Below are 18,031 nucleotides of genomic sequence, written 5' to 3'. Positions count from 1 at the left end.
AGGAGCTTGAGTTCATGAATCAGCAGCTCATCGTTGTCTTGCTGATCGGGATCGCGGTGGCGGGCCTGATGTACGCCCTTGTCTATCCCTATCTCTCGGGAGACATCAAAGCGCAAAAGCGCCAGAAGGCGCTGATGAGCGGATCGTCGGAACGTTCCGTCGCCGGCAGGGGAACCGACCCGGCCAAGCGCCGCAAGATGATCGCCGAGAGCCTCAAGGAAGTCGAGGAAAAGAACAAGAAGAAGCGAGTCGATCTCGAGACGCGCATCACGCAGGCGGGCCTGACCTGGACCAAGCAGGGCTTTCTTATCGGCTCGGTCGCCTTCGGCCTGATGCTGGGCTTCTTCATTTTCGTCGTGAACGGCGATCCGATCATCGCCGCGGGCGGCGTCGCGGTCGGCATATTCGGCATTCCGAATTGGGCGCTCGCCTTTCTGCGCAAGCGCCGCATCGCTCAGTTCATCGAGGAGTTTCCAGGCGCGATCGACGTCGTCATTCGCGGCGTCAAGGCTGGTCTGCCGGTCGCCGACTGCTTTCGGATGATCGCGAGCGAAGGGCAGGAGCCCGTGCGCAGCGAGTTCAGGCGCATCGTCGAATCCCAGACGATCGGCCTTTCCATCGGAGAGGCGGTCGAACGCTTCGCGGAGCGCGTTCCGGTGCCGGAGGCGTCCTTCTTCTCGATCGTCATCAACATTCAGCAGAAGGCCGGCGGCAATCTCTCCGAGGCGCTGACGAATCTTTCCCGCGTGCTGCGCGACCGCAAGAAGATGAAAGGCAAGGTGAAAGCCATGTCCTCCGAGGCGAAATCCTCGGCGGGCATCATCGGCAGCCTGCCCTTCCTCGTCGGCGGCGCGGTCTATCTCACCACGCCGTCCTATATAATGATCCTGTTCACCACCAATATTGGCAAGATCATCATCGCCTGCGGGCTGCTGTGGATGTGTATCGGCATCTTCATCATGCGTAAGATGATCAACTTCGACATCTGACGGAAGCGAAGACAAAAGAAGCGGCGGTTCGACCGGCGAGGCTTGCAGGATGAACGAGATTATCGAGAATGTCACGAGCACACAGTTCGCCGTCAGCGCGCTGACGGCCATCGCCGTCATTGCGACGATCATCACGCTGGCGATGCCGCTCCTCAACACGGATACGCTCGAGAAGCGCATGAAGAGCGTCTCCAGCGAGCGCGAGCGCATTCGCCAGCGCGAGCGCGCGCTGGCCAAGAATCAGCAGCAGAGCAAGGGCCTTCGGTATGAACCGAAGGCGTATATGAAGAACATTGTGGACAGGTTCTCGCTCTCCAAATGGCTGAACACGGAAGACGCGAAGATGAAGCTCGCCTCGGCGGGCTTCCGCGGTCCGCAGGCGGAAATCGCCTTTCTCTTTTTCCGGCTTGTGTCGCCGATCGGCTTCTTTCTCGCGGCTTTGCTCTACATCTTTTTCCTGGGCGACCCGGAAATGGGCGGCCTCATGCAGATCGCGATCGTGATCGGCGCCACCTATCTCGGCATCAAGGCGCCGGAGCTTTTCATCAGCAACACGATCGCCAATCGCCAGATGTCGATGCAGCGCGCTTTTCCGGACGCGCTCGACCTGATGCTGATCTGCGTCGAGTCCGGCATGTCGATCGAGCACGCCTTCCGCAAGGTCGGCCAGGAGATCGGCGCGCAGTCGATTCCGCTCGCCGAGGAATTCGCGCTCGCCACGGCGGAGCTTTCCTATCTGCCGGATCGCCGCACCGCCTACGCCAATCTCGCGGCGCGCACGGGCCTCGAAAGCGTCAAGCAGATTTCGACCGTGCTCATCCAGGCCGAGAAATACGGCACGCCGCTCGGTCAGGCGCTGCGCGTCACCGCGCAGGAAAGCCGAGATATGCGCTTGCTGGAGGCCGAAAAGAAGGCCGCCGCTTTGCCGCCGAAGCTCACCGTGCCGATGATCGTGTTCTTTCTGCCGGTTCTCATGGTCGTGGTGCTGTCGCCGGCCGCCATCCAGGTGATGCAGACTGCGGGCTGAGAGGGAAGGCGAGGAGGCGCTCGACAAGTCGGGCGCCTTCGTCCATGACTATCTCATGGCTTCGACGATCGCCGACGACATACGCGCCTGTCTCAGCTTTTATTCGCGCCTGCCGGTTCCGCCGGGAGCCGACGGCTATGTCATGCCGGATTTCGCGCGCGCGAGCTGGGCGACGCCGATCGCCGGCGCGATCATCGGCGCGATCGGCGCCGGCGCGATCCTGATCGCGAGCATTCTCCATCTTCCGCCGCTCGTCGCCGCCACATGCGCGATCGGCGCGCTCGCATTTGCGACGGGGGCCTTGCATGAGGACGGACTCGCCGATGTCGCGGACGGTTTCGGCGGGGGAGCGACGCGCGATCAGAAGCTTTCGATCATGCGCGACAGCCGCCTCGGCGCCTATGGGGCGCTGGCGCTTTTCGTGACGAGCCTGCTGCGCGTCTCCGCGCTTGCGGCGATTTTGGAGGGCGGGGTGTTCCGAGCCGTTTTCTCGATCGTCGCGGCCGCGGCCTTGTCGCGCGCGGTCGGACTGATCCCTTTGGTGACGCTGCTTCCGGCGCGGAGCGACGGCGCGGGCGCCTCGGCGCCGACGCCGTCTCCCACCGCGCTGCGGCGCGCGCTCTATATTGGAGGCGCCATCGCGCTGGCGCCTTTGTTCGGGGGCGCGACTCTCGCGCAGACGGTGGTCGCGCAAATCGCGGCGGTGGGCGGCGCGCTCGGCGTGTCGAAGCTCGCCGAGCGGCAGATCGGCGGTTATACGGGCGACGTGCTCGGCGCCGCGCAGCAGGCGGCCGAGATCGGCCTCCTCATCGCCTTGTCGGCGGCGTGAGTCAGGCCGCGTTGGCGTCGCGCATGCGGGAGACGGCGTCGGTCACTTCCTGAACGGCGCGCGCCAGAACCTCCACGCCCGCGCCGGGCTTGACCGCATCGAGCGCCAGCCTGCGGCGGAAGCTCCGCGCGCCGGGGAGGCCGGCGAAGAGGCCGAGCATGTGGCGCGTGACGCTGGAGAGCTTCTCGCCTTTGGCCAGCTCCCTTTCGATATAGGGGATGAAAGCGTCGACGGCCGCGAAAGCGTCGCCGACGGGCGGCGCCTCGCCGAAGAATTCCGGATCGACCGAAAGCAGCAGGCCGGGATCGTGATAGGCGGCGCGGCCGATCATCACGCCATCCATGATTTCGAGCTGCGCGCGCATCTCCTCTATGGCCGCGAGCCCGCCATTGATCGCAATGAGCGTGTCCGGAAATGCGCGCTTGAGCCGATGCACGAGCGGGTAATCGAGCGGCGGAATGTCCCGGTTTTCCTTGGGCGACAGCCCTTTCAGCCAGGCCTTGCGCGCATGGACGAAGAGCGCGTCGGCGCCGGCCGCGACGCAATGCGCGGCCATGTCGAAGAGCGCTTGCTCGGGCTCCTGATCGTCGACGCCGATGCGGCATTTGACGGTGACGGGGATGGATACGGCGTCCTTCATCGCCTTCACGCAATCGGCGACGAGGGTGGGACGCAGCATCAGGCAGGCGCCGAAGGCGCCGTTCTGCACGCGATCGGACGGACAGCCGACATTGAGGTTGATTTCCGCATAGCCGAACTCGGCCACGGCTTTCGCCGCCTTCGCAAGATCGCCCGGCTCCGAGCCGCCGAGCTGGAAGGCGACAGGCTGTTCGAAGGCGTCGAAGCCCATGAGACGCGCGCGATCGCCGTGGATGACCGCGCCGGTCGTGAGCATCTCCGTATAGAGGCGCGCGCGCCGCGAGAGGATGCGGTGGAAGTAACGACAGTGGCGATCCGTCCAATCCATCATAGGCGCGGTAGAGAATCTAATGTCTTGATTTGTAAGCGATTTCATTTTAGTCTCAAGGCCATAGGTCGGGTCGTGTGCACTCTCCGGTACGCCTCGATACGACACTTTTCGCTCCTTTTCGACTTCTCAGTGCACACAGAGCGCACACGAAATGGCGACCTTCACGAGGCTCAAATCCGGCTCCTGGCGCGCTCAAGTTCGACGCAAGGGGAAATATGTCAACGAGACGTTTCTCCGCCGGCGCGACGCGGAGGAGTGGGCGCTCGACATAGAGCGCCGGATCGACCGTGGCGAGTCGCCTTCGAAGCGCGCGCGCAAGGAAGCTCGAACATTCGGCGATCTCGTCCGACTCCATAGAGACGATCTCGCGGAAGTCGGAAAGCGGATCGGTCGGTCGAAAGCCGCGAGCCTCAAGTCTCTCGAGCGTCGCCTTGGGCGATTGAAAATTTCAGAGCTGGATCGAGAGCGGCTCATTCAATTCGGTCGAGATAGAGCGAAGGAAGGAGCGGGTCCCGTCACGCTCGGCATCGACCTCGGCTATGTCAAAACGATCTTGTCGCACGCGGCGGCGGTTCACGGCATCCAGCTTTCGACGGAGCCGACCGATCTCGCACGCATTGCGCTGAACCGTCTGGGATTGGTCGGGAAGGGAAACGAACGCGATCGCCGGCCGACGCAGGACGAAATCGATCGCATTATCGCACGAGCCGATTTGACGCCGAAGCTGACAATTCCGTTGGGACGAATCGTGCGCTTCGCGATCGCGACTGCGATGCGGCTCGATGAAATTTGCCGCGTCGCATGGGAGGATTTCGATCCCGACCATAAGATGCTTCTCGTCAGAGATCGGAAAGACCCGCGCCGGAAGTCGGGAAACAATCAGAAGATTCCGCTTCTCGGCGTGAGCGGCTATGACGCATGCGCTCTCGTTCACGAGCAGAAGGAAGCCTCGAAAAGCAGCAAGGGTCGAATTTTTCCGTATAACAGCCGGTCGGTAGGGACGGCGTTTCGTCGGACATGTCGCGCCCTCAAGATTTCCGACCTTCATTTTCACGATTTACGGCATGAAGGCGCGAGCCGCCTCTTCGAGGCTGGCTTTTCGATCGAGCAAGTGGCGCTCGTCACAGGGCATCGAGACTGGAAGATGCTTCGACGATATACGCATCTCAAACCCGAGCAGTTGCATGCCCGGAAGAGTGGTGTGGCGGCGTGAAATCCGTGCGCGATGGGCTGTGGGAACCAACACCCGGATTTTCAGTCGCGAGTTATTGACCTATTTTATAGCGCAAATACAGTTATCTATTAGAAGCAGAAAAATTCGTAGCAAGGGGTCAGCAAGGAGGGAGTTTGCCGAGTTCTGAGCCTGCGGATATGCGACTACCGATAAGAGCCAGCGACGAGGGTCTGCCAAAATCGGCGCCTCCTGGGCCGCCGTGCAGCCAGATCAGAGAGGGGCGTTCGCGTGATCGCCGCGCGCCTCGAGATAGAGGTGCGCGCCGTCATCCTTCTCGACATATTCAGAAACCGCGGGTCCGTCCGTCGAGTCGCCCACACGCGTGTCCGAGTCGCCCGCACGCGTGTCGTCCGACCTCGGGCAGGACGCGCAAAGATACGCCGCGGACGCGAGCGCGACCGTCGCATTGCGCGCCGCGCGGGTCCACGCGCTCGCGGCGTCAAGAGGCGAGGCCATGAGGCCTCGTGAGCCGGCGGCGGAAAGCCGACGTCCGGATTGCCGTTCTCATCGCTCTAATCATTCCTTTTCCAGCAGCGCGGCGACGCAACGCTTTATGGAAGGACGATCGACGACCTTCAGACCATTTGCGGCGGCGGCCGAGAGTTCTCCCGCGAATTCGGCTTCGCCGACGTGACCGTCTGGTTCGGCGAGCAGGAGACTGGCGCCCTTCTTCATGGCCCTCGCCGTTTCGGCGAAGAAACCTTCGGTCGAAGGCGTCTCATGCACGACTGCGAAAGCGAAAGTAAAATCGACCGAGCTATCCAGGTCGTTCAGAGCCATCGAATTTATCGGACAGACACGAGCGTCTATACGATCGAGCAGACCCGCTCTTTGCGCTCGGCGCCTCAGTCCGTCGATCATCTTCGGTTGCGCATCCACCGCGACGACATGGCCGGTGGGGCCGACCATGCGCGCGGCCTCGAGCGTGAAAAAACCCATTCCCGGACCGGGCTCGAGCACGGTCATTCCGGCGCGCACATAGGGCGCTAGGATGAGAGCGGGATCTTGAAGCAGCTTGCGAAGGGGGCTTGCGAGCAAATAGCCCATCCACCAGGGGCACACGGAATGTTCAGCCATCAGTCTTGCTCCAATGTCGTGAGCTTCTCGCTCCATCCGTCGGATCGGCGCGAACCGGCTCGTCGAGCAGCGCCCGCAAATAGGCGACATGAGCCGAGAACGCGCGGCGCCCGACGCTCGTCGCGCGCACGCGGGTCTGCGGTTTCTTGCCGACGAATTTCTTTTCGACGGCCACATATCCCGCTTGGCCGAGCGTTTCGAGATGCGCGCCCAGATTCCCGTCTGTCGCGCTGACGATCGCGCGCAAACGGGTGAATTCGATCCACTCCCCCGGCCCGAGGACGTTGAGCGACGCCATGATCCGAAGGCGCATCGACTGGTGAATTATTTCGTTGGGCTTCATCGCTCGCCGACGCCGTGTCGATACAGCCAGAAACCGCCGAGCACGAAGGCGACTACATATGTCGCGCCGATCCATGCGTGCAGCCATGCTCCCGCGAACAGGAAAGCTGCGAAGCTCATCGCTGTTCCGACGAGTCCGAGGACGGCGAAAAGCGGTCCTCGCCACAGGCCGGCGACGACATAGCCCAACATCATCAGCGTCGCCCAAAAGACCGCGAGGCGATCATGGCCGGCCGGCGCCAGAAGATATGACCATGCGACGCCATAGGCACCGAGAACGAGAAAACCGACGATGATCCGCCAGCCCGCGCGATCAAACGTCCCGATGCGGAGTCGATAGAGCGCGATTGCGGCGGTCCCGAGAACACCGGCCGCGTCGACGCCGTACCAGATTGCCCCAGTTTGGTCAGGGCGCGCCTCGGAGATTCCCGCTCCTACGGCGACCAACGCGCCCCAGAGGATCAAGAACGCGCCAGCACGACGATACGCCAACGCCGCTCTGGTCCGCCGCTCGACAATGGCTATCTGGGCGAGCGAACCAGCGGCTCCGTCACGTGCGCCGTTCATGAGAGGCTCCGTGTTTGTAGAGGACTCTGTAGCACAGAGTAAATGACTTGCGCAACACGGTCGACGCGCCGAGGCGGCGCTTTGATCGCTTATCGATCGAGCGTCGTCTTCATCGCGGCCGTGCCCTTGTCATCAATGGTTCGATAATCGCCGCGGCATCACCAGGTCGGACATCCGCCATCCATACGACCCTCGCGCCGTCGCCTCGATGGTCGGCGTGATCCTCGGCTTTCCCCGAGGATGACGACCATCGCCGACGCGAGCCGCTTCCTCAAAGTCGTCTCATTTCGGCAAGCCCGTTTCGAACGGATGGGAAGCCGTAGCGGTTCAGCGGGACGTGACGAAGCGCTCCAGTTTGCCCAGAGTTTGCAGTCCCAATTCCACGGCGCCGAAGGCCTTTGCCTCCCGAAACTCGGCAGCCGTGCTCAATACCATGCCCAGCGTCACCCTCGTCGTCCCGTCCTGATCCTCGAACGAGACCCAGGCGTCGGCATGCTTCGGCCCGTTCTCGCCCCATAGCAGCATATAACCAATCCTCTCCTCGGGCCGGACCTCGCCATAGAGATGGTGGTTCGGAAAGACCGCGCCGTCAGGCCCGATCATGTCGAACACCCATTCGCCGCCCGTTCGCAGGTCGATCCTCTTCGTTCGGCAGGAGAACCCCTCCGGCCCCCACCATTGCGGCAGCGTCTCGGGGTTCATCCACGCGCTCCAGACCATGGTTCGCGGCGCCTGTATCACTCGCTGCAGCACCATGGTCCGCTCGGCCACGCCTGCGAGATTGTCCAGTGCGGCGCCGAAACCCTGTCGGTAGCCCGCCTCCATATCCCCGGCCAGCGATGAAAGCTGCACCGTCACGACCAGCCGGCTGCGCTCGCCCACGTCTGAGATATCCGCCGTCACCAGCGCTACTGATTGCGTCACGCCCCCGGACGAGACCACCTCGTAGTTCACGCTGCATATCGCCGGCTGCAACTCCAGCCAGCCGTTCTCGCAGCGGATGTCCGGTTCGCCCTCGACCTTGCAGAGCGAGACCTCGCGTCCGCCCACCCTGGTGTCGGCCTCCAAGAACTTCACCGTGACCGAGGGCGTGGGGGCGGCCCAGATCGCCCGCGCGGCCGGCGCCGTCCAAGCCTGCCACAGCGCCGACGACGGCGCGGCCACGTCCCGCTCGAAGGTCAGCGTCGCAAAACGGCGCCTCCTGTCATCAGGCCCCATACGCGTCGTGCTGCTCGGATCCGGGTTCGGTGTCATTTCGCGCGCTCCTTCATCGCGTTCGTCACAAATGCATCCAGCCGATCGAGCGAGCTTCCCAGATGGTCCGCTGCTCGTCGAACCATGTTCGCGCCGGATCCAGCGCCTCGGGCACGATGGCGCAGGTGCGTATCCGCCCGTCCTTGGACGTGGTGATCAACCCTGCGTCCTCAAGCACGGAAAGGTGCCGCATCACCGTGGGCAGACTCAGGCCCGTGGGGCCTGCCAAGTCCGTCACCCGCGCGGGCCTTTCGGCGAGTCGAGTCAGGATCGATCGACGGGTCGGATCGGCCAGAGCGTGGAAGAGCAGCGAGAGATCTGGATCATGCTTAGCCATACAGCTAACTATCATGCGGTCTATCGGCGACGCAAGAGACACTTCGTCATATCGCTAAGTGTTTGCTCCCCGGCTCGTCGCGCCCTTGGAACAATCTGCTTCTGTTGCGCTCGCGCTCCGGAGCGGGGGTGAGTTGGTCATTGAAGCGCAAAAAATAGGGTTGCGCTTGACAACAATACGTCCGTACGTATTATACGGTCATGGCAAAAGCATCGCACCGTGACCGCATTCTGGACGCAGGCCTCAAGGTCATGTTCCGTAAAGGCTATATCGGCTCCGGCGTGCGCGACATCGTCGCCGAGGCCTCGGCGCCCCAAGGCTCCTTCACCAATCATTTCCGGTCGAAGGAAGCTTTCGCTCTCGAGGTGCTCGATCGGTATTTCGAGCACGTCAAAAGACTCGTCGCGCAAGCTCTCGACGACACGCGGCTCTCTCCACGCGAGCGCCTGAAGCGTTATCTCGACATTATTTCCGACCGGCTCGCCGCCGACGGTTTTTCTCGCGGCTGCCTTATCGGAGATTTCAGCCTCGAAGCCGCTCCGCAGAGCGATCTCTTGCGAGAGCGACTCGGCGTCATCTTCACCGAATGGCGTGCGCCATTCGCCGCCTGCATCGCCGAGGCTCAGAAGGCGGGCGAAATCGGCGACGACTTCGATCCCGACGACCTCGCCGAATTTCTGCTCGCGTCCTGGGAGGGCGCGATCCTGCGCATGAAGGTGGAGCGCGGCCCCGAGCCGCTCGAACGATTCAAGCGCATCGCCTTCGCAACGGTTTTCAAGGAGCCATGACCATGAACAAGGACGTTACGCTCCCGCGGCTTTCCGTGCTCGATTCGACGATCGCATATCGTGAAGCCGGCTCCGCCGAGGCGCCGGTCGCGCTTTTTCTGCACGGCAATCCGACATCGTCATATATTTGGCGCGACGTCATTCCGCATGTCGTGCCTGTCGCTCGCTGCATCGCTCCTGATCTGATCGGCTTCGGTCAGTCTGGGAAGCCGGACATCGCCTATCGATTCGCGGATCACGTTCGCTATCTCGACGCGTTTCTCGAAGCGGCCGGCCTGACATCGGCCTATCTCGTCGCGCAGGATTGGGGGACGGCGCTCGCTTTTCATCTGGCGGCGCGCAGGCCCGATTTTGTTCGCGGCCTCGCCTTCATGGAATTCATCCGCCCCATGCCGACTTGGGACGACTTCCATCAACTTCCCGCGGCGCGCGAAATTTTCCGCAAGTTCAGAACGCCCGGCGAAGGCGAGACGCTGATTCTCGAAGATAATGCCTTTATCGAGCGAGTGCTCCCCGGCTCCGTCGTCAGGAAGCTGAGCGATGAGGAAATGGCCGCATACCGCGCGCCCTTCCCGACGCCGCAATCGCGACGACCGATCTTGCGATTTCCTAACGAGTTGCCGATCGCAGGCCGCCCCCCCGACGTCGTCGCCGCCCTAGAACAGGCGCATGCGGCTTTGGCGTCGTCCCATTATCCCAAGCTGCTCTTCGTGGGCGATCCAGGCGCGCTCGTTTCTCCCGCCTTCGCAGACTGCTTCGCTCGGACCTTGCATGATTGCCGTGTCGTCCGACTCGGCGCCGGCGCTCACTATCTGCAGGAAGACCATCCCGAAGCGATCGGGCGAACGCTCGCAGGCTGGATTGCGGCGACAAGCCATGAAGAGAGTGACGCGACGTGAACGGCGAGAGAACGACGTCGCAGCGCAGCAGCAACCCCATCCAAGGATCACGTCATCTGGAGGATCAATCAATGATATCGACAAACCGCCCCATCGATTCCGCAACGCTCGAATGGATTCCGCTCCGAGAAGGTCTATTTTTTCGCCCTTTGCATTTCGCCGATGACGGCTATTCCCTTCAATTGCGCCTCGAACCGGGTGTGACGATCGCCAGGCACAGACACACTGGTGAAGTGCACGCCTACAACCTTTTCGGAAAGCGAGAGCTCATCGAGACGGGTGAGATCGTGGGGCCAGGGACCTATGTCTTCGAGCCTGCCGGCAACGTCGACAGCTGGCGATGCGTCGGGGACGAGCCTTGCATCGTCCAAATCTCTTTGAAAGGCCGGGTCGAGTATCTGGATGCCGATGGCGTCGTCACTGACATCGACGATGCATTCAGCACGCGCGACGCCTATCAAAAATGGTGCGACGTTCGAGGCGTCATCCCCAACGTCGCGCTCATTCCCGATCACGACTCGACGAGCGCATCTCAGGGGAGGCGCCGAGAAGGGCGGCAATAGCCGCCCAGCCTCCACTCCTCCTGCGCTGCAGGCTTCCTGTTCGACAGGGACTTACATCCCGCATCGACGGCCTCGACAGGCCGTCGTGTGGGACTACCCCCGTCAGAATCGAGCGGCGACCCCATGGATACAGCGATCAGTTCGAACCCACGCACGTTTCTGGAAGGCCTCGCCTCGAAAGGGCCTGCCGCCGAATATGCCGATCAGCTCATGCTGTACGGGCAGTTCGTGGGCGATTGGCTCGCGGAGGCGATCGAGTTCGCAGCCGACGGAACAGTCACACATTCACACTGGGATATTCGTTTCGACTGGGTGCTCGAGGGACGTGCGATCCAGGATCTATGGATCACCCCGCCGCGGGAAGGCAAAGAAGTGAGTTGGTCGCAAGTCGGGAATCGATATTCGACGACCATCCGCGTCTACGACCCTGAGATCGACGCCTGGCACATCATCTGGATCAATCCGCCCAATGGAAACATCGTAACCGCTGTTTTCAGGCCACGTGTTTGAGAGCGACCGGCTGCGCGTAGGCCCATGGCATGAGCTCGTCGAGTTTGCTCGCGAGATGTCCGTCGACGATCTTCGCGAGGACATCGGCCATATAGGCCATCGGATCGACGCCGTTCAGTTTGCAGGTCTCGATGAGCGACGCGACGATCGCCCAGTTTTCGCCGCCTCCGTCCGAACCCGCGAAGAGCGCGTTCTTGCGATTGAGGGCAATGGGACGGATCGCGCGCTCGACGATATTGGAGTCGATCTCGGTGCGCCCGTCGTCGATAAAGCGCGTCAAGCCGTCCCAGCGTGAAAGCGCGTAGCGGATCGCCTCGGCGAGCTTGGTCTTCTGGCTGATCAGCGCGAGCTTCTCGCGCAGCCATGGCTCGAGGGCGTCGAGGATCGGGCGGGATTTTCCTGTCGCGCTGCGCGCCGGTCGTCCGGGTTCTGCCCGCGGATGTCGCTCTCGATGGCGTAGAGCGCGCCGATGCGCGCCAGAGCCTCACTGGCGATCGGCGCGGGACCTGCTGCGGCGAGTTCGTAGAAGCGCCGGCGGACGTGAGACCAGCAGAAGGCGAGCGACACGCTGTTCTTCTGCGTCAGCGCGCGATAGCCGGCGTAACCGTCGACCTGCACGACGCCCGTGAAGCCGGCAAGATGCGTGAGCGGCTGCTCGGACTTTCGGTTTTGCGCATAGACATAGACTGCGATTGGCGGATCGGCGCCGCCCCATGGCCGGTCGTCACGCGCATAAGCCCAAAGTTGGCCGGTCTTGGTGCGCCCGCGCCCGGGGTCAAGCACCGGCGCCCTTGTCTCGTCGGCGAAGATTTTTGTCGACGATCTGATGTGTTCCAGAAGCCGCTCGTGCACGGGCCGCAAATGCCAGGCGGCGCGGCCAACCCAGTCGGCGAGCGTCGAACGGTCGAGGGCGATCCCCTGCCGGGCGTAGATCTGTGCTTGGCGATAGAGCGGCAAGTGATCGGCGTATTTGGAGACCAGCATGGGCGATTGTCGCCTCGGTCGGCAGGCCGCCCTCGATCAGCCGCGCCGGGGCCGACGCCTGCACGATAGCGCCCTCGCAGGCGCGGCAGGCGTATTTGGGACGCCGCGTCACCAGCACGCGGAACTGCGCCGGCACGACGTCGAGCCGCTCGGAGACATCCTCACCGATCTGATGGAGCGCCCCTTGCAGCAGGGACAGGCTTTATCCTCGATGTCGACGATGGTTTCGATGCGCGGGAGATGCGCAGGCAGCGCGCCACGGTTCGTGCGGCGCTTTCTGGACGCCTTCTCGCGTTCGGTGGCGGACTTGGCTTCCTCCTCCGCGGCGGCGCCCGCTTCCGTCTGTTCGACCTCTTCGAGCGCGAGCAGCATCTGGTCTTCGGGAAGGGTCTCGGCGCGTCGTCCAAAGCGATGGCGCTGCATCTCCTTGATGATCTGCACGAGACGATCGTTGCGCGCCCGCTCGGCGAGGAGCATCGCCTTCAGTTCGTTAGGATCGTCGGGAAGCGTCTCGACCGCCTGCGCCATAGACGCAGAAGACCATATTTTGTGCCGTCTTTCGACGCTCTCCGACGCCCTGATTCACTGTGTCGCATCATCCCGACAAGGCCGGCGCCGACGTCTCCTTCGCGCAGTGTACGCGCCGCCAGTCTAGCCCCTCCAGCAGCGCCGAAAATTGCGCCGCCGACAACCGCATCACCCCGTCTTCGATCTTCGGCCAGCGGAACTCGCCGTCCTCCAGTCGCTTGGCGAAGAGGCACACACCCGTGCCGTCCCAGAAGACAAGCTTGATGCGGTCCGCCCTCTTCGCGCGAAAGACGTAGATCGCGCCGTCGAAGGGATCGCACTGTATCGTCTCGCGCACCAGCGCCGCGAGACCCTCCGCGCCCTTGCGGAAGTCGACCGGCTTCGTCGCCACCATCACGCGCACCGCGCCCGTCGGACCGATCATTTGGCGGCTTTCAACGCCCGGATCACCGCAGCGATGGTCTTTGCTTGCGCGCCGCGTCCGACCCGAACCGTGACGCCATCAACTTCAAGTTCGATCGTCGGCGTCGAATCGACTTCCTGGCGCACAGCGCGTCGTTCGCGTTTGGTGAGCGGCGCGGGCGCAGGCCCTTGCGTGACTGCGGGAACGAACAATGGCGGCGCGCCTACGTCCTCGCGAGCCTCGGTCTCTTTGCGCGCCTGACGACGCCACGTAAAAGCTGCTGCGGCGTCAGACCATGCCGCCGCGCCACTTCACAAACGCTCGCGCCCTCCGCGAAGCTCTCAGCGACAATCGCCGCTTTCTGATCCGCGCCCCACGTCCTCCGACGCCCCGAGCCCGTGAAGACCTCGATCCGCCGCGCCGGAAACGCTTCAGGCTCCGGCATATGTTTACGCTCTGAAATCGACATGTGTCGGAGCCCTCTATCGCTCCGATTATCGTCCCTACCGCTCGCTCAAAACAGGTGGGAGCAGAACAGCGCTTACGAAACATCACCCGCCAGCTCGCGCGACGAGCGGGCGATGAAATCATTCAACTGTCCGGCGTCGACGCCGCTGGGTCGATGACTCGATGGGTCTATCGGGACATGACGAGGGACAGCTTTCGCTGGTGCAATGAACGATCTGCCGATCAAGGAAAGACTTGGCGATTGGTGCAGGAAATGCGGGCAAAGCGTCAATCTTCCAGGAGCGGCTCGCGCGTTTTTCCGCGCTGAGATTCATCAGTCGACCGGCGCACAATCCAGCGAAAGGCCGCGACGAGCGCGCCACCACGCCACCACATCGACCCCTGTGCGGCGCCTCTCCACAGCATTGCGACAATGAGAGGAGCGCGGCGCGAATGAAGGATTCGATATGATTGAGCTCTATTATGCGGCGACGCCGAACGGTCTCAAGGTTCGCATTTTTCTCGAGGAGGCGGGCCTTCCCTACCGCATCGTCCCGGTAAATCTCTCTATAGGAGAACAATCTCGGCCTGAGTTCGTCGCGATCGCGCCGAACGGGCGAATCCCCGCCATTGTCGATCATTCGCCCGCCATGCGCGACCAGCCGCTATCGATATTCGAGTCGGGCGCGATCCTCCTCTATCTCGCCGATAAAGCCGGGATGTTCATGCCCGAGGAGCCGAGCCGGCGTCTGGAGGCGCTTCAGTGGCTGTTCTGGCAAATGGCGGGATTGGGACCCATGGCGGGCCAGATCGGCCATTTCAATGTCTATGCGAGCGAAAAGGTCCCCTATGCGATCGAGCGCTACAGGATCGAAACTGCGCGGCTCTATGGCGTTCTGGACAGACGCCTCGCGGATCGGCCCTTCATTGTAGAGGAGTATTCGATCGCCGACATGGCCTGCTTTCCATGGATCGTCCCGCATAGGGCGCATGGTCAGAGCCTGCGGGAGTTCCCCAATCTTCGTCGATGGTTCAAGGCGATTCGTCTCCGACCTGCGGTCATGAGAACCTACGGCGACAGCAAGGATGTTTACACCGGCCGGACGTTGCAATCGTCAGATTGCGCCACGCTGGGCTCGCAGTCGGAGGAATAGAGTCATGACGTACATCGACGGCGAACCGATATTCGTTTCGACATTTCGCGATGACGATCAGCTCGCCGGCCTCTACGCGGCGGCGAGGCTCGGAGAGCGGCCGGCGCACGCCATAGTGGAAGCGTTTCGCAATAGTCGATACCGGATCTTCGCGCTCGAGCGAGAGAGACTCGTCGGCGCCGGTCGCGCGTTCGGCGACGAAGTCGACTGCGCCGTGATCTGCGATATGGCCGTACATCCGGAATATCAGGGGAGGGGCTATGGCGGCCTCATTCTCGAAGCGCTGAAGCGAGAGGTGCAACATCATAAGCGGGTCATTCTCTATGCTCGGCGCGGCAAGGAGGATTTCTATTCGAAGCGCGGGTTCAACCTGATGAAAACCGCCATGCTGTGGTCGTTCGCAGTGTCGGTCGAGCGCAATCGGGAAGACGGGATCATCGAATGATCGCGCTTCGGTATTCCTCATCGGCGCAAAGCCACGAGCACTATCGTCCAGTCGTCGACATGAGAGCGCTGAAGCCATGAACGACGTCACGATCACCTATTGCAAGCCATGTGGCTATGAAAAGCGGGCAAAGGAGGCTGCCGATGCGCTAAAGGGCAATCTGTCGGTCGCCGCGCGCCTCGTAGCGGGGAAGGGCGGCGTATTCGAAGTGCGTGTCAATCCGGAAATCGTCGCTAGGCGCGTCAAAGGCCAATTTCCGGATATCGATGAAATTGTCGAGTCGGTCTCCAAGGCGGTGAAATAGCAAGGCCGGTGCAACTCGACGCCATCGTGCCCCTCGCGAAGGGTGAAGACGCTGGAACGGCCGATGGGCGGCGGCTGCAACAATTCGAAATCGACACGCAACGATTGCGTTACGGTTCTCGAGCACCCTTCAGAGTTCCAGAACGCCATCATGCGAGAACCGCTCGGGAAAACGGTCAATTCCTTTCGCTGGATGATCCGGCGAGCGAACGAGCAAATGTCTCTTTAGTTGTGGGATCACCACATGGTTCAGTCGACGACGATCGCCGTGGTGGAGGACGATCCGGAGATTCGCTCCCTCGTGAAGGGCTTGCTCGATCGCGAAGGCTTCGACGCCGCCGCCTGCGGCGACGGGCGCGACCTCGACCGTTTGATGGCGCGGCGCCGGATCGATCTCGTCGTCCTCGATCTCATGCTCCCCGGCGAGAACGGTCTGGCGATTTGCCAGCGGCTCAGGCGGGAGTTTCCCGATACGCCCATACTCATGGTGACGGCGAAGGGCGACGCCATCGACCGAATTATCGGACTTGAGATAGGCGCGGACGACTATCTGCCGAAACCATTCAATCCGCGTGAGCTCGTCGCCCGCGCGCGCGCCATCCTGCGCCGAACGCGCGGCGCGTCCCGGTCTGCGCAATCGCCGCCGGCGGAAATCTATCATTTTGCGGACTGGAAGCTGAATGCAGCCTCGCGGGAGTTGAATGCGCCGGACGGCCGCAATGTCGAACTGACCGGCGGAGAGTTCGACCTTCTGCTGGCGTTTCTCACCCATCCCCAACGCGTTCTCAATCGCGATCAGCTTCTCGATTGGACAAGAGGGCGAAACACGACGCCGTTCGACCGCTCCATCGACGTTCAGCTCAGCAGATTGCGCAAGAAGCTCGAGGACGATCCGAAGGGGGCGGCGATGATTCGCACGGTGCGCGGCGGCGGCTATCTTTTCGGCCCCGCGGTCGAATGTTCGAGGGGCCGACATGTCGAGGATCCTTGACGGTCTCGCTGCTCGCGCCGTGGCGATCTTCCTTGCAGGATTGATCGCGCTGCAACTCGCCATAGCGCTTGCCGCCATTTGGCCAGAGCGCGGGCCCGCCGCGTTTCGACTGCCAGCCCCCAAGTCGGTCGCAGCGATGGCTGGGGTCTTAGAGCTCGCGCCGCCGGCGTTGCAACCCGCGATTCTCGAAGCGCTGAACAACAACGGAACGGTCGTCAGACTTGCGCCGGATGTTTCGGACGACAATGGTCGTGCAGACCCGGCCGACGATGCTCCGGCCTTGAAGCGATTTCTCAGAAGGCGTTACGAATCCGAGCTGGAAGGCCGTTCCTTGCGGTTCGAGATCGAGGCAGGCGGCGCCTTGCTTCAGTCCTTGTCGAGTCGGCCCATCGGCGCCGAAGGCCCGATCCGCTTGATCGTGCGTTTGAACAACGGGCAAATGCTCTCTGTCGAACGCGCGCCTTTGCTCCTGCGACGGCTCGGCAACCGATTCATGGCGATCGCCGCCGCGGCGGCCGTCGTCTTGTTGCTCATCCTGGTCTTTCTCATGCGCCAAATCACGCGGCCCGTGCGTCGCCTGGCCGAGGGGGTGCGATTGCTGGCGGCGGATCTTCGCGCGCCCGACTTGCCGATGCGTGGACCGCGTGAGCTCCAGGAACTCGCTGCGGCTTGCAATGAAATGAAACGGCAGATTCGAGAACTGCTCGATGACCGCACCAGAATCCTGGCCGCGATCGCCCATGACGTTCGCACCTATCTCACGAGACTTCGGCTTCGCACGGAGTTCATCGACGACTGTGACCAGAGAAGGCGTGCGGTAGGCGATCTCGATGAGATGAGTCGCCTGCTCGAGGACACATTGACCTTCGCGCGCGAGGCCAGGGTGAGCGCCGACAGCGGAGCGGAGCGCACGGATGCGTCGGCCGAACTTGCAGAATTTGTCGGCGTGCGGCAGGAGCTCGGCGAGCCGGTTCGGCTCGCGTCGGCTTCCGACGATCTCCCCTATGTTCGCTGTTCTCCGCTTGCGCTGCGACGAATGCTGGCGAATTTGACGGACAACGCAATTCGGTACGGCGACGCCGCCCACTTGCGCGTCTGGAGAGAGGATGGATACGTCTTGATCGCGGTCGAGGACGACGGCCCCGGCGTTCCCGTCGAGGCGGCCGAGCGTTTGACGGCTCCCTTCGAACGTTTGGAGCCTTCGCGCGCGAGAGAGACCGGAGGCGCAGGTCTGGGGCTGGCCATTGTGAAGGCGTTGGCGGAAAGCCAGGGCGGAGCGCTCCATTTGGAGAATCGTCGAGAGGGCGGCTTGCATGCCCGGGTGGCCCTGCGCGTCGCCGCGGAGAAAACCTCGGGCGGCGTCATGTGACGCGACGCGTTTACAATTCGT

The 18,031-nt window shown here is 62.6% G+C and carries 23 protein-coding genes and 3 pseudogenes; 13 read left to right on the top strand and 13 right to left on the bottom strand.

Translation table 11 applies throughout. The annotated features are described in order from the left end of the window. Window positions 1–14: 14 nt before the first annotated feature. The 3 genes from ACV7JP_RS18555 to cobS are packed head-to-tail and all read left to right on the top strand — an operon-like array spanning window position 15 to window position 2,845. A complete protein-coding gene (locus ACV7JP_RS18555) occupies window positions 15–989 on the top strand; it encodes a type II secretion system F family protein (RefSeq protein WP_457797121.1) in 975 nt (324 codons plus the stop codon). 49 nt (window positions 990–1,038) lie between these two features. Beyond that, window positions 1,039–2,016 (top strand): type II secretion system F family protein, encoded by a 978-nt coding sequence (locus ACV7JP_RS18550; protein ID WP_457797120.1) that lies wholly within the window; start codon window positions 1,039–1,041, stop codon window positions 2,014–2,016. A gap of 55 nt (window positions 2,017–2,071) precedes the next feature. Continuing rightward, the gene (gene cobS, locus ACV7JP_RS18545) at window positions 2,072–2,845 is read left to right on the top strand and encodes an adenosylcobinamide-GDP ribazoletransferase (RefSeq protein WP_457797119.1); all 774 of its coding nucleotides are present in this window, start codon (window positions 2,072–2,074) and stop codon (window positions 2,843–2,845) included. A 1-nt stretch (window position 2,846) separates the two neighbouring features. On the opposite strand, the gene dusA is transcribed toward cobS, so the two are convergent. Further along, window positions 2,847–3,860 carry a tRNA dihydrouridine(20/20a) synthase DusA gene (gene dusA, locus ACV7JP_RS18540; RefSeq protein ID WP_457797118.1) on the bottom strand — a complete coding sequence of 338 codons (1,014 nt, stop codon included), beginning with the start codon at window positions 3,858–3,860 and terminating at the stop codon, window positions 2,847–2,849. 394 nt (window positions 3,861–4,254) lie between these two features. On the opposite strand from dusA, the gene ACV7JP_RS18535 reads away from it, so the two are divergent. Continuing rightward, complete coding sequence (locus ACV7JP_RS18535) at window positions 4,255–5,028, top strand: site-specific integrase (RefSeq protein ID WP_457797117.1); 774 nt, start codon at window positions 4,255–4,257, stop codon at window positions 5,026–5,028. A 231-nt stretch (window positions 5,029–5,259) separates the two neighbouring features. Here the strand turns inward: ACV7JP_RS18535 and ACV7JP_RS18530 are convergent, their stop codons facing one another. From ACV7JP_RS18530 to ACV7JP_RS18505, 6 genes and pseudogenes are all read right to left on the bottom strand, one after another. After that, entirely contained in the window at window positions 5,260–5,505 is a 246-nt protein-coding gene (locus ACV7JP_RS18530; RefSeq protein ID WP_457797116.1) for a hypothetical protein, read from the bottom strand. A gap of 60 nt (window positions 5,506–5,565) precedes the next feature. After that, the gene (locus tag ACV7JP_RS18525; protein ID WP_457797115.1) at window positions 5,566–6,126 is read right to left on the bottom strand and encodes a methyltransferase domain-containing protein; all 561 of its coding nucleotides are present in this window, start codon (window positions 6,124–6,126) and stop codon (window positions 5,566–5,568) included. Then, on the bottom strand, window positions 6,119–6,469 hold the full coding sequence (locus tag ACV7JP_RS18520; RefSeq protein WP_457797114.1) for a winged helix-turn-helix domain-containing protein: 351 nt from the start codon (window positions 6,467–6,469) through the stop codon (window positions 6,119–6,121). The genes ACV7JP_RS18525 and ACV7JP_RS18520 overlap by 8 nt, the downstream gene beginning before the upstream one ends. After that, window positions 6,466–7,035 (bottom strand): hypothetical protein, encoded by a 570-nt coding sequence (locus ACV7JP_RS18515; RefSeq protein WP_457797113.1) that lies wholly within the window; start codon window positions 7,033–7,035, stop codon window positions 6,466–6,468. Before ACV7JP_RS18515 ends, ACV7JP_RS18520 begins: the two co-directional genes overlap by 4 nt. A 327-nt stretch (window positions 7,036–7,362) precedes the next feature. Then, window positions 7,363–8,289: an SRPBCC family protein gene (locus tag ACV7JP_RS18510; RefSeq protein WP_457797112.1), complete on the bottom strand. Its 927-nt coding sequence runs from the start codon at window positions 8,287–8,289 to the stop codon at window positions 7,363–7,365. Continuing rightward, a pseudogene (locus ACV7JP_RS18505) lies at window positions 8,286–8,626 on the bottom strand (ArsR/SmtB family transcription factor). Before ACV7JP_RS18505 ends, ACV7JP_RS18510 begins: the two are co-directional and overlap by 4 nt. Before the next feature lie 200 nt (window positions 8,627–8,826). On the opposite strand from ACV7JP_RS18505, the gene ACV7JP_RS18500 reads away from it, so the two are divergent. The 4 genes from ACV7JP_RS18500 to ACV7JP_RS18485 all read left to right on the top strand — a co-directional run bounded on the left by ACV7JP_RS18500 (window position 8,827) and on the right by ACV7JP_RS18485 (window position 11,386). Next, window positions 8,827–9,414 (top strand): TetR family transcriptional regulator C-terminal domain-containing protein, encoded by a 588-nt coding sequence (locus tag ACV7JP_RS18500; RefSeq protein ID WP_457797111.1) that lies wholly within the window; start codon window positions 8,827–8,829, stop codon window positions 9,412–9,414. After that, the gene (locus ACV7JP_RS18495; protein WP_457797110.1) at window positions 9,411–10,313 is read left to right on the top strand and encodes a haloalkane dehalogenase; all 903 of its coding nucleotides are present in this window, start codon (window positions 9,411–9,413) and stop codon (window positions 10,311–10,313) included. Before ACV7JP_RS18500 ends, ACV7JP_RS18495 begins: the two co-directional genes overlap by 4 nt. Next, complete coding sequence (locus ACV7JP_RS18490) at window positions 10,310–10,876, top strand: cupin domain-containing protein (RefSeq protein WP_457797109.1); 567 nt, start codon at window positions 10,310–10,312, stop codon at window positions 10,874–10,876. The genes ACV7JP_RS18495 and ACV7JP_RS18490 overlap by 4 nt, the downstream gene beginning before the upstream one ends. Before the next feature lie 123 nt (window positions 10,877–10,999). Further along, window positions 11,000–11,386 (top strand): hypothetical protein, encoded by a 387-nt coding sequence (locus tag ACV7JP_RS18485; protein ID WP_457797108.1) that lies wholly within the window; start codon window positions 11,000–11,002, stop codon window positions 11,384–11,386. Here the strand turns inward: ACV7JP_RS18485 and ACV7JP_RS18480 are convergent. The 6 genes and pseudogenes from ACV7JP_RS18480 to ACV7JP_RS18455 form a co-directional block, all read right to left on the bottom strand. Beyond that, a complete protein-coding gene (locus ACV7JP_RS18480; protein ID WP_457799118.1) occupies window positions 11,370–11,477 on the bottom strand; it encodes a transposase domain-containing protein in 108 nt (35 codons plus the stop codon). The genes ACV7JP_RS18485 and ACV7JP_RS18480 overlap by 17 nt on opposite strands. Before the next feature lie 126 nt (window positions 11,478–11,603). Continuing rightward, window positions 11,604–12,370: pseudogene (gene tnpC / locus ACV7JP_RS18475) on the bottom strand (IS66 family transposase); the annotation flags it as partial. A 285-nt stretch (window positions 12,371–12,655) separates the two neighbouring features. Continuing rightward, window positions 12,656–12,898, bottom strand: a pseudogene (locus tag ACV7JP_RS18470) (transposase domain-containing protein); the annotation flags it as partial. Between the two features lie 67 nt (window positions 12,899–12,965). Continuing rightward, window positions 12,966–13,322 (bottom strand): IS66 family insertion sequence element accessory protein TnpB, encoded by a 357-nt coding sequence (tnpB, locus tag ACV7JP_RS18465; RefSeq protein WP_457796655.1) that lies wholly within the window; start codon window positions 13,320–13,322, stop codon window positions 12,966–12,968. Beyond that, a complete protein-coding gene (locus tag ACV7JP_RS18460; protein WP_457797107.1) occupies window positions 13,319–13,447 on the bottom strand; it encodes a hypothetical protein in 129 nt (42 codons plus the stop codon). The genes tnpB and ACV7JP_RS18460 overlap by 4 nt, the downstream gene beginning before the upstream one ends. Before the next feature lie 77 nt (window positions 13,448–13,524). Next, window positions 13,525–13,746, bottom strand: a complete 222-nt coding sequence (locus ACV7JP_RS18455) for a transposase (protein ID WP_457797106.1) — start codon at window positions 13,744–13,746, stop codon at window positions 13,525–13,527. Between the two features lie 469 nt (window positions 13,747–14,215). Here ACV7JP_RS18455 and ACV7JP_RS18450 point away from each other — a divergent pair, with 469 nt between their 5' ends. The 5 genes from ACV7JP_RS18450 to ACV7JP_RS18430 all read left to right on the top strand — a co-directional run bounded on the left by ACV7JP_RS18450 (window position 14,216) and on the right by ACV7JP_RS18430 (window position 18,010). Beyond that, a complete protein-coding gene (locus ACV7JP_RS18450; RefSeq protein ID WP_457797105.1) occupies window positions 14,216–14,902 on the top strand; it encodes a glutathione S-transferase N-terminal domain-containing protein in 687 nt (228 codons plus the stop codon). 4 nt (window positions 14,903–14,906) lie between these two features. Continuing rightward, window positions 14,907–15,347, top strand: coding sequence for a GNAT family N-acetyltransferase (locus tag ACV7JP_RS18445; protein ID WP_457797104.1), 441 nt, complete (start codon window positions 14,907–14,909; stop codon window positions 15,345–15,347). Window positions 15,348–15,423: 76 nt separating this feature from the next. Beyond that, a complete protein-coding gene (locus ACV7JP_RS18440; protein WP_457797103.1) occupies window positions 15,424–15,651 on the top strand; it encodes a SelT/SelW/SelH family protein in 228 nt (75 codons plus the stop codon). 243 nt (window positions 15,652–15,894) lie between these two features. Further along, a complete protein-coding gene (locus ACV7JP_RS18435; protein WP_457797102.1) occupies window positions 15,895–16,641 on the top strand; it encodes a response regulator in 747 nt (248 codons plus the stop codon). Beyond that, window positions 16,625–18,010 (top strand): ATP-binding protein, encoded by a 1,386-nt coding sequence (locus tag ACV7JP_RS18430; protein WP_457797101.1) that lies wholly within the window; start codon window positions 16,625–16,627, stop codon window positions 18,008–18,010. The genes ACV7JP_RS18435 and ACV7JP_RS18430 overlap by 17 nt, the downstream gene beginning before the upstream one ends. Window positions 18,011–18,031: the final 21 nt, after the last annotated feature.

It is taken from the genome of Methylocystis sp. S23 (assembly GCF_054106005.1).
Note: the sequence above shows the minus strand (reverse complement) of the source record. Positions and strands in the feature narration are given on the sequence as shown.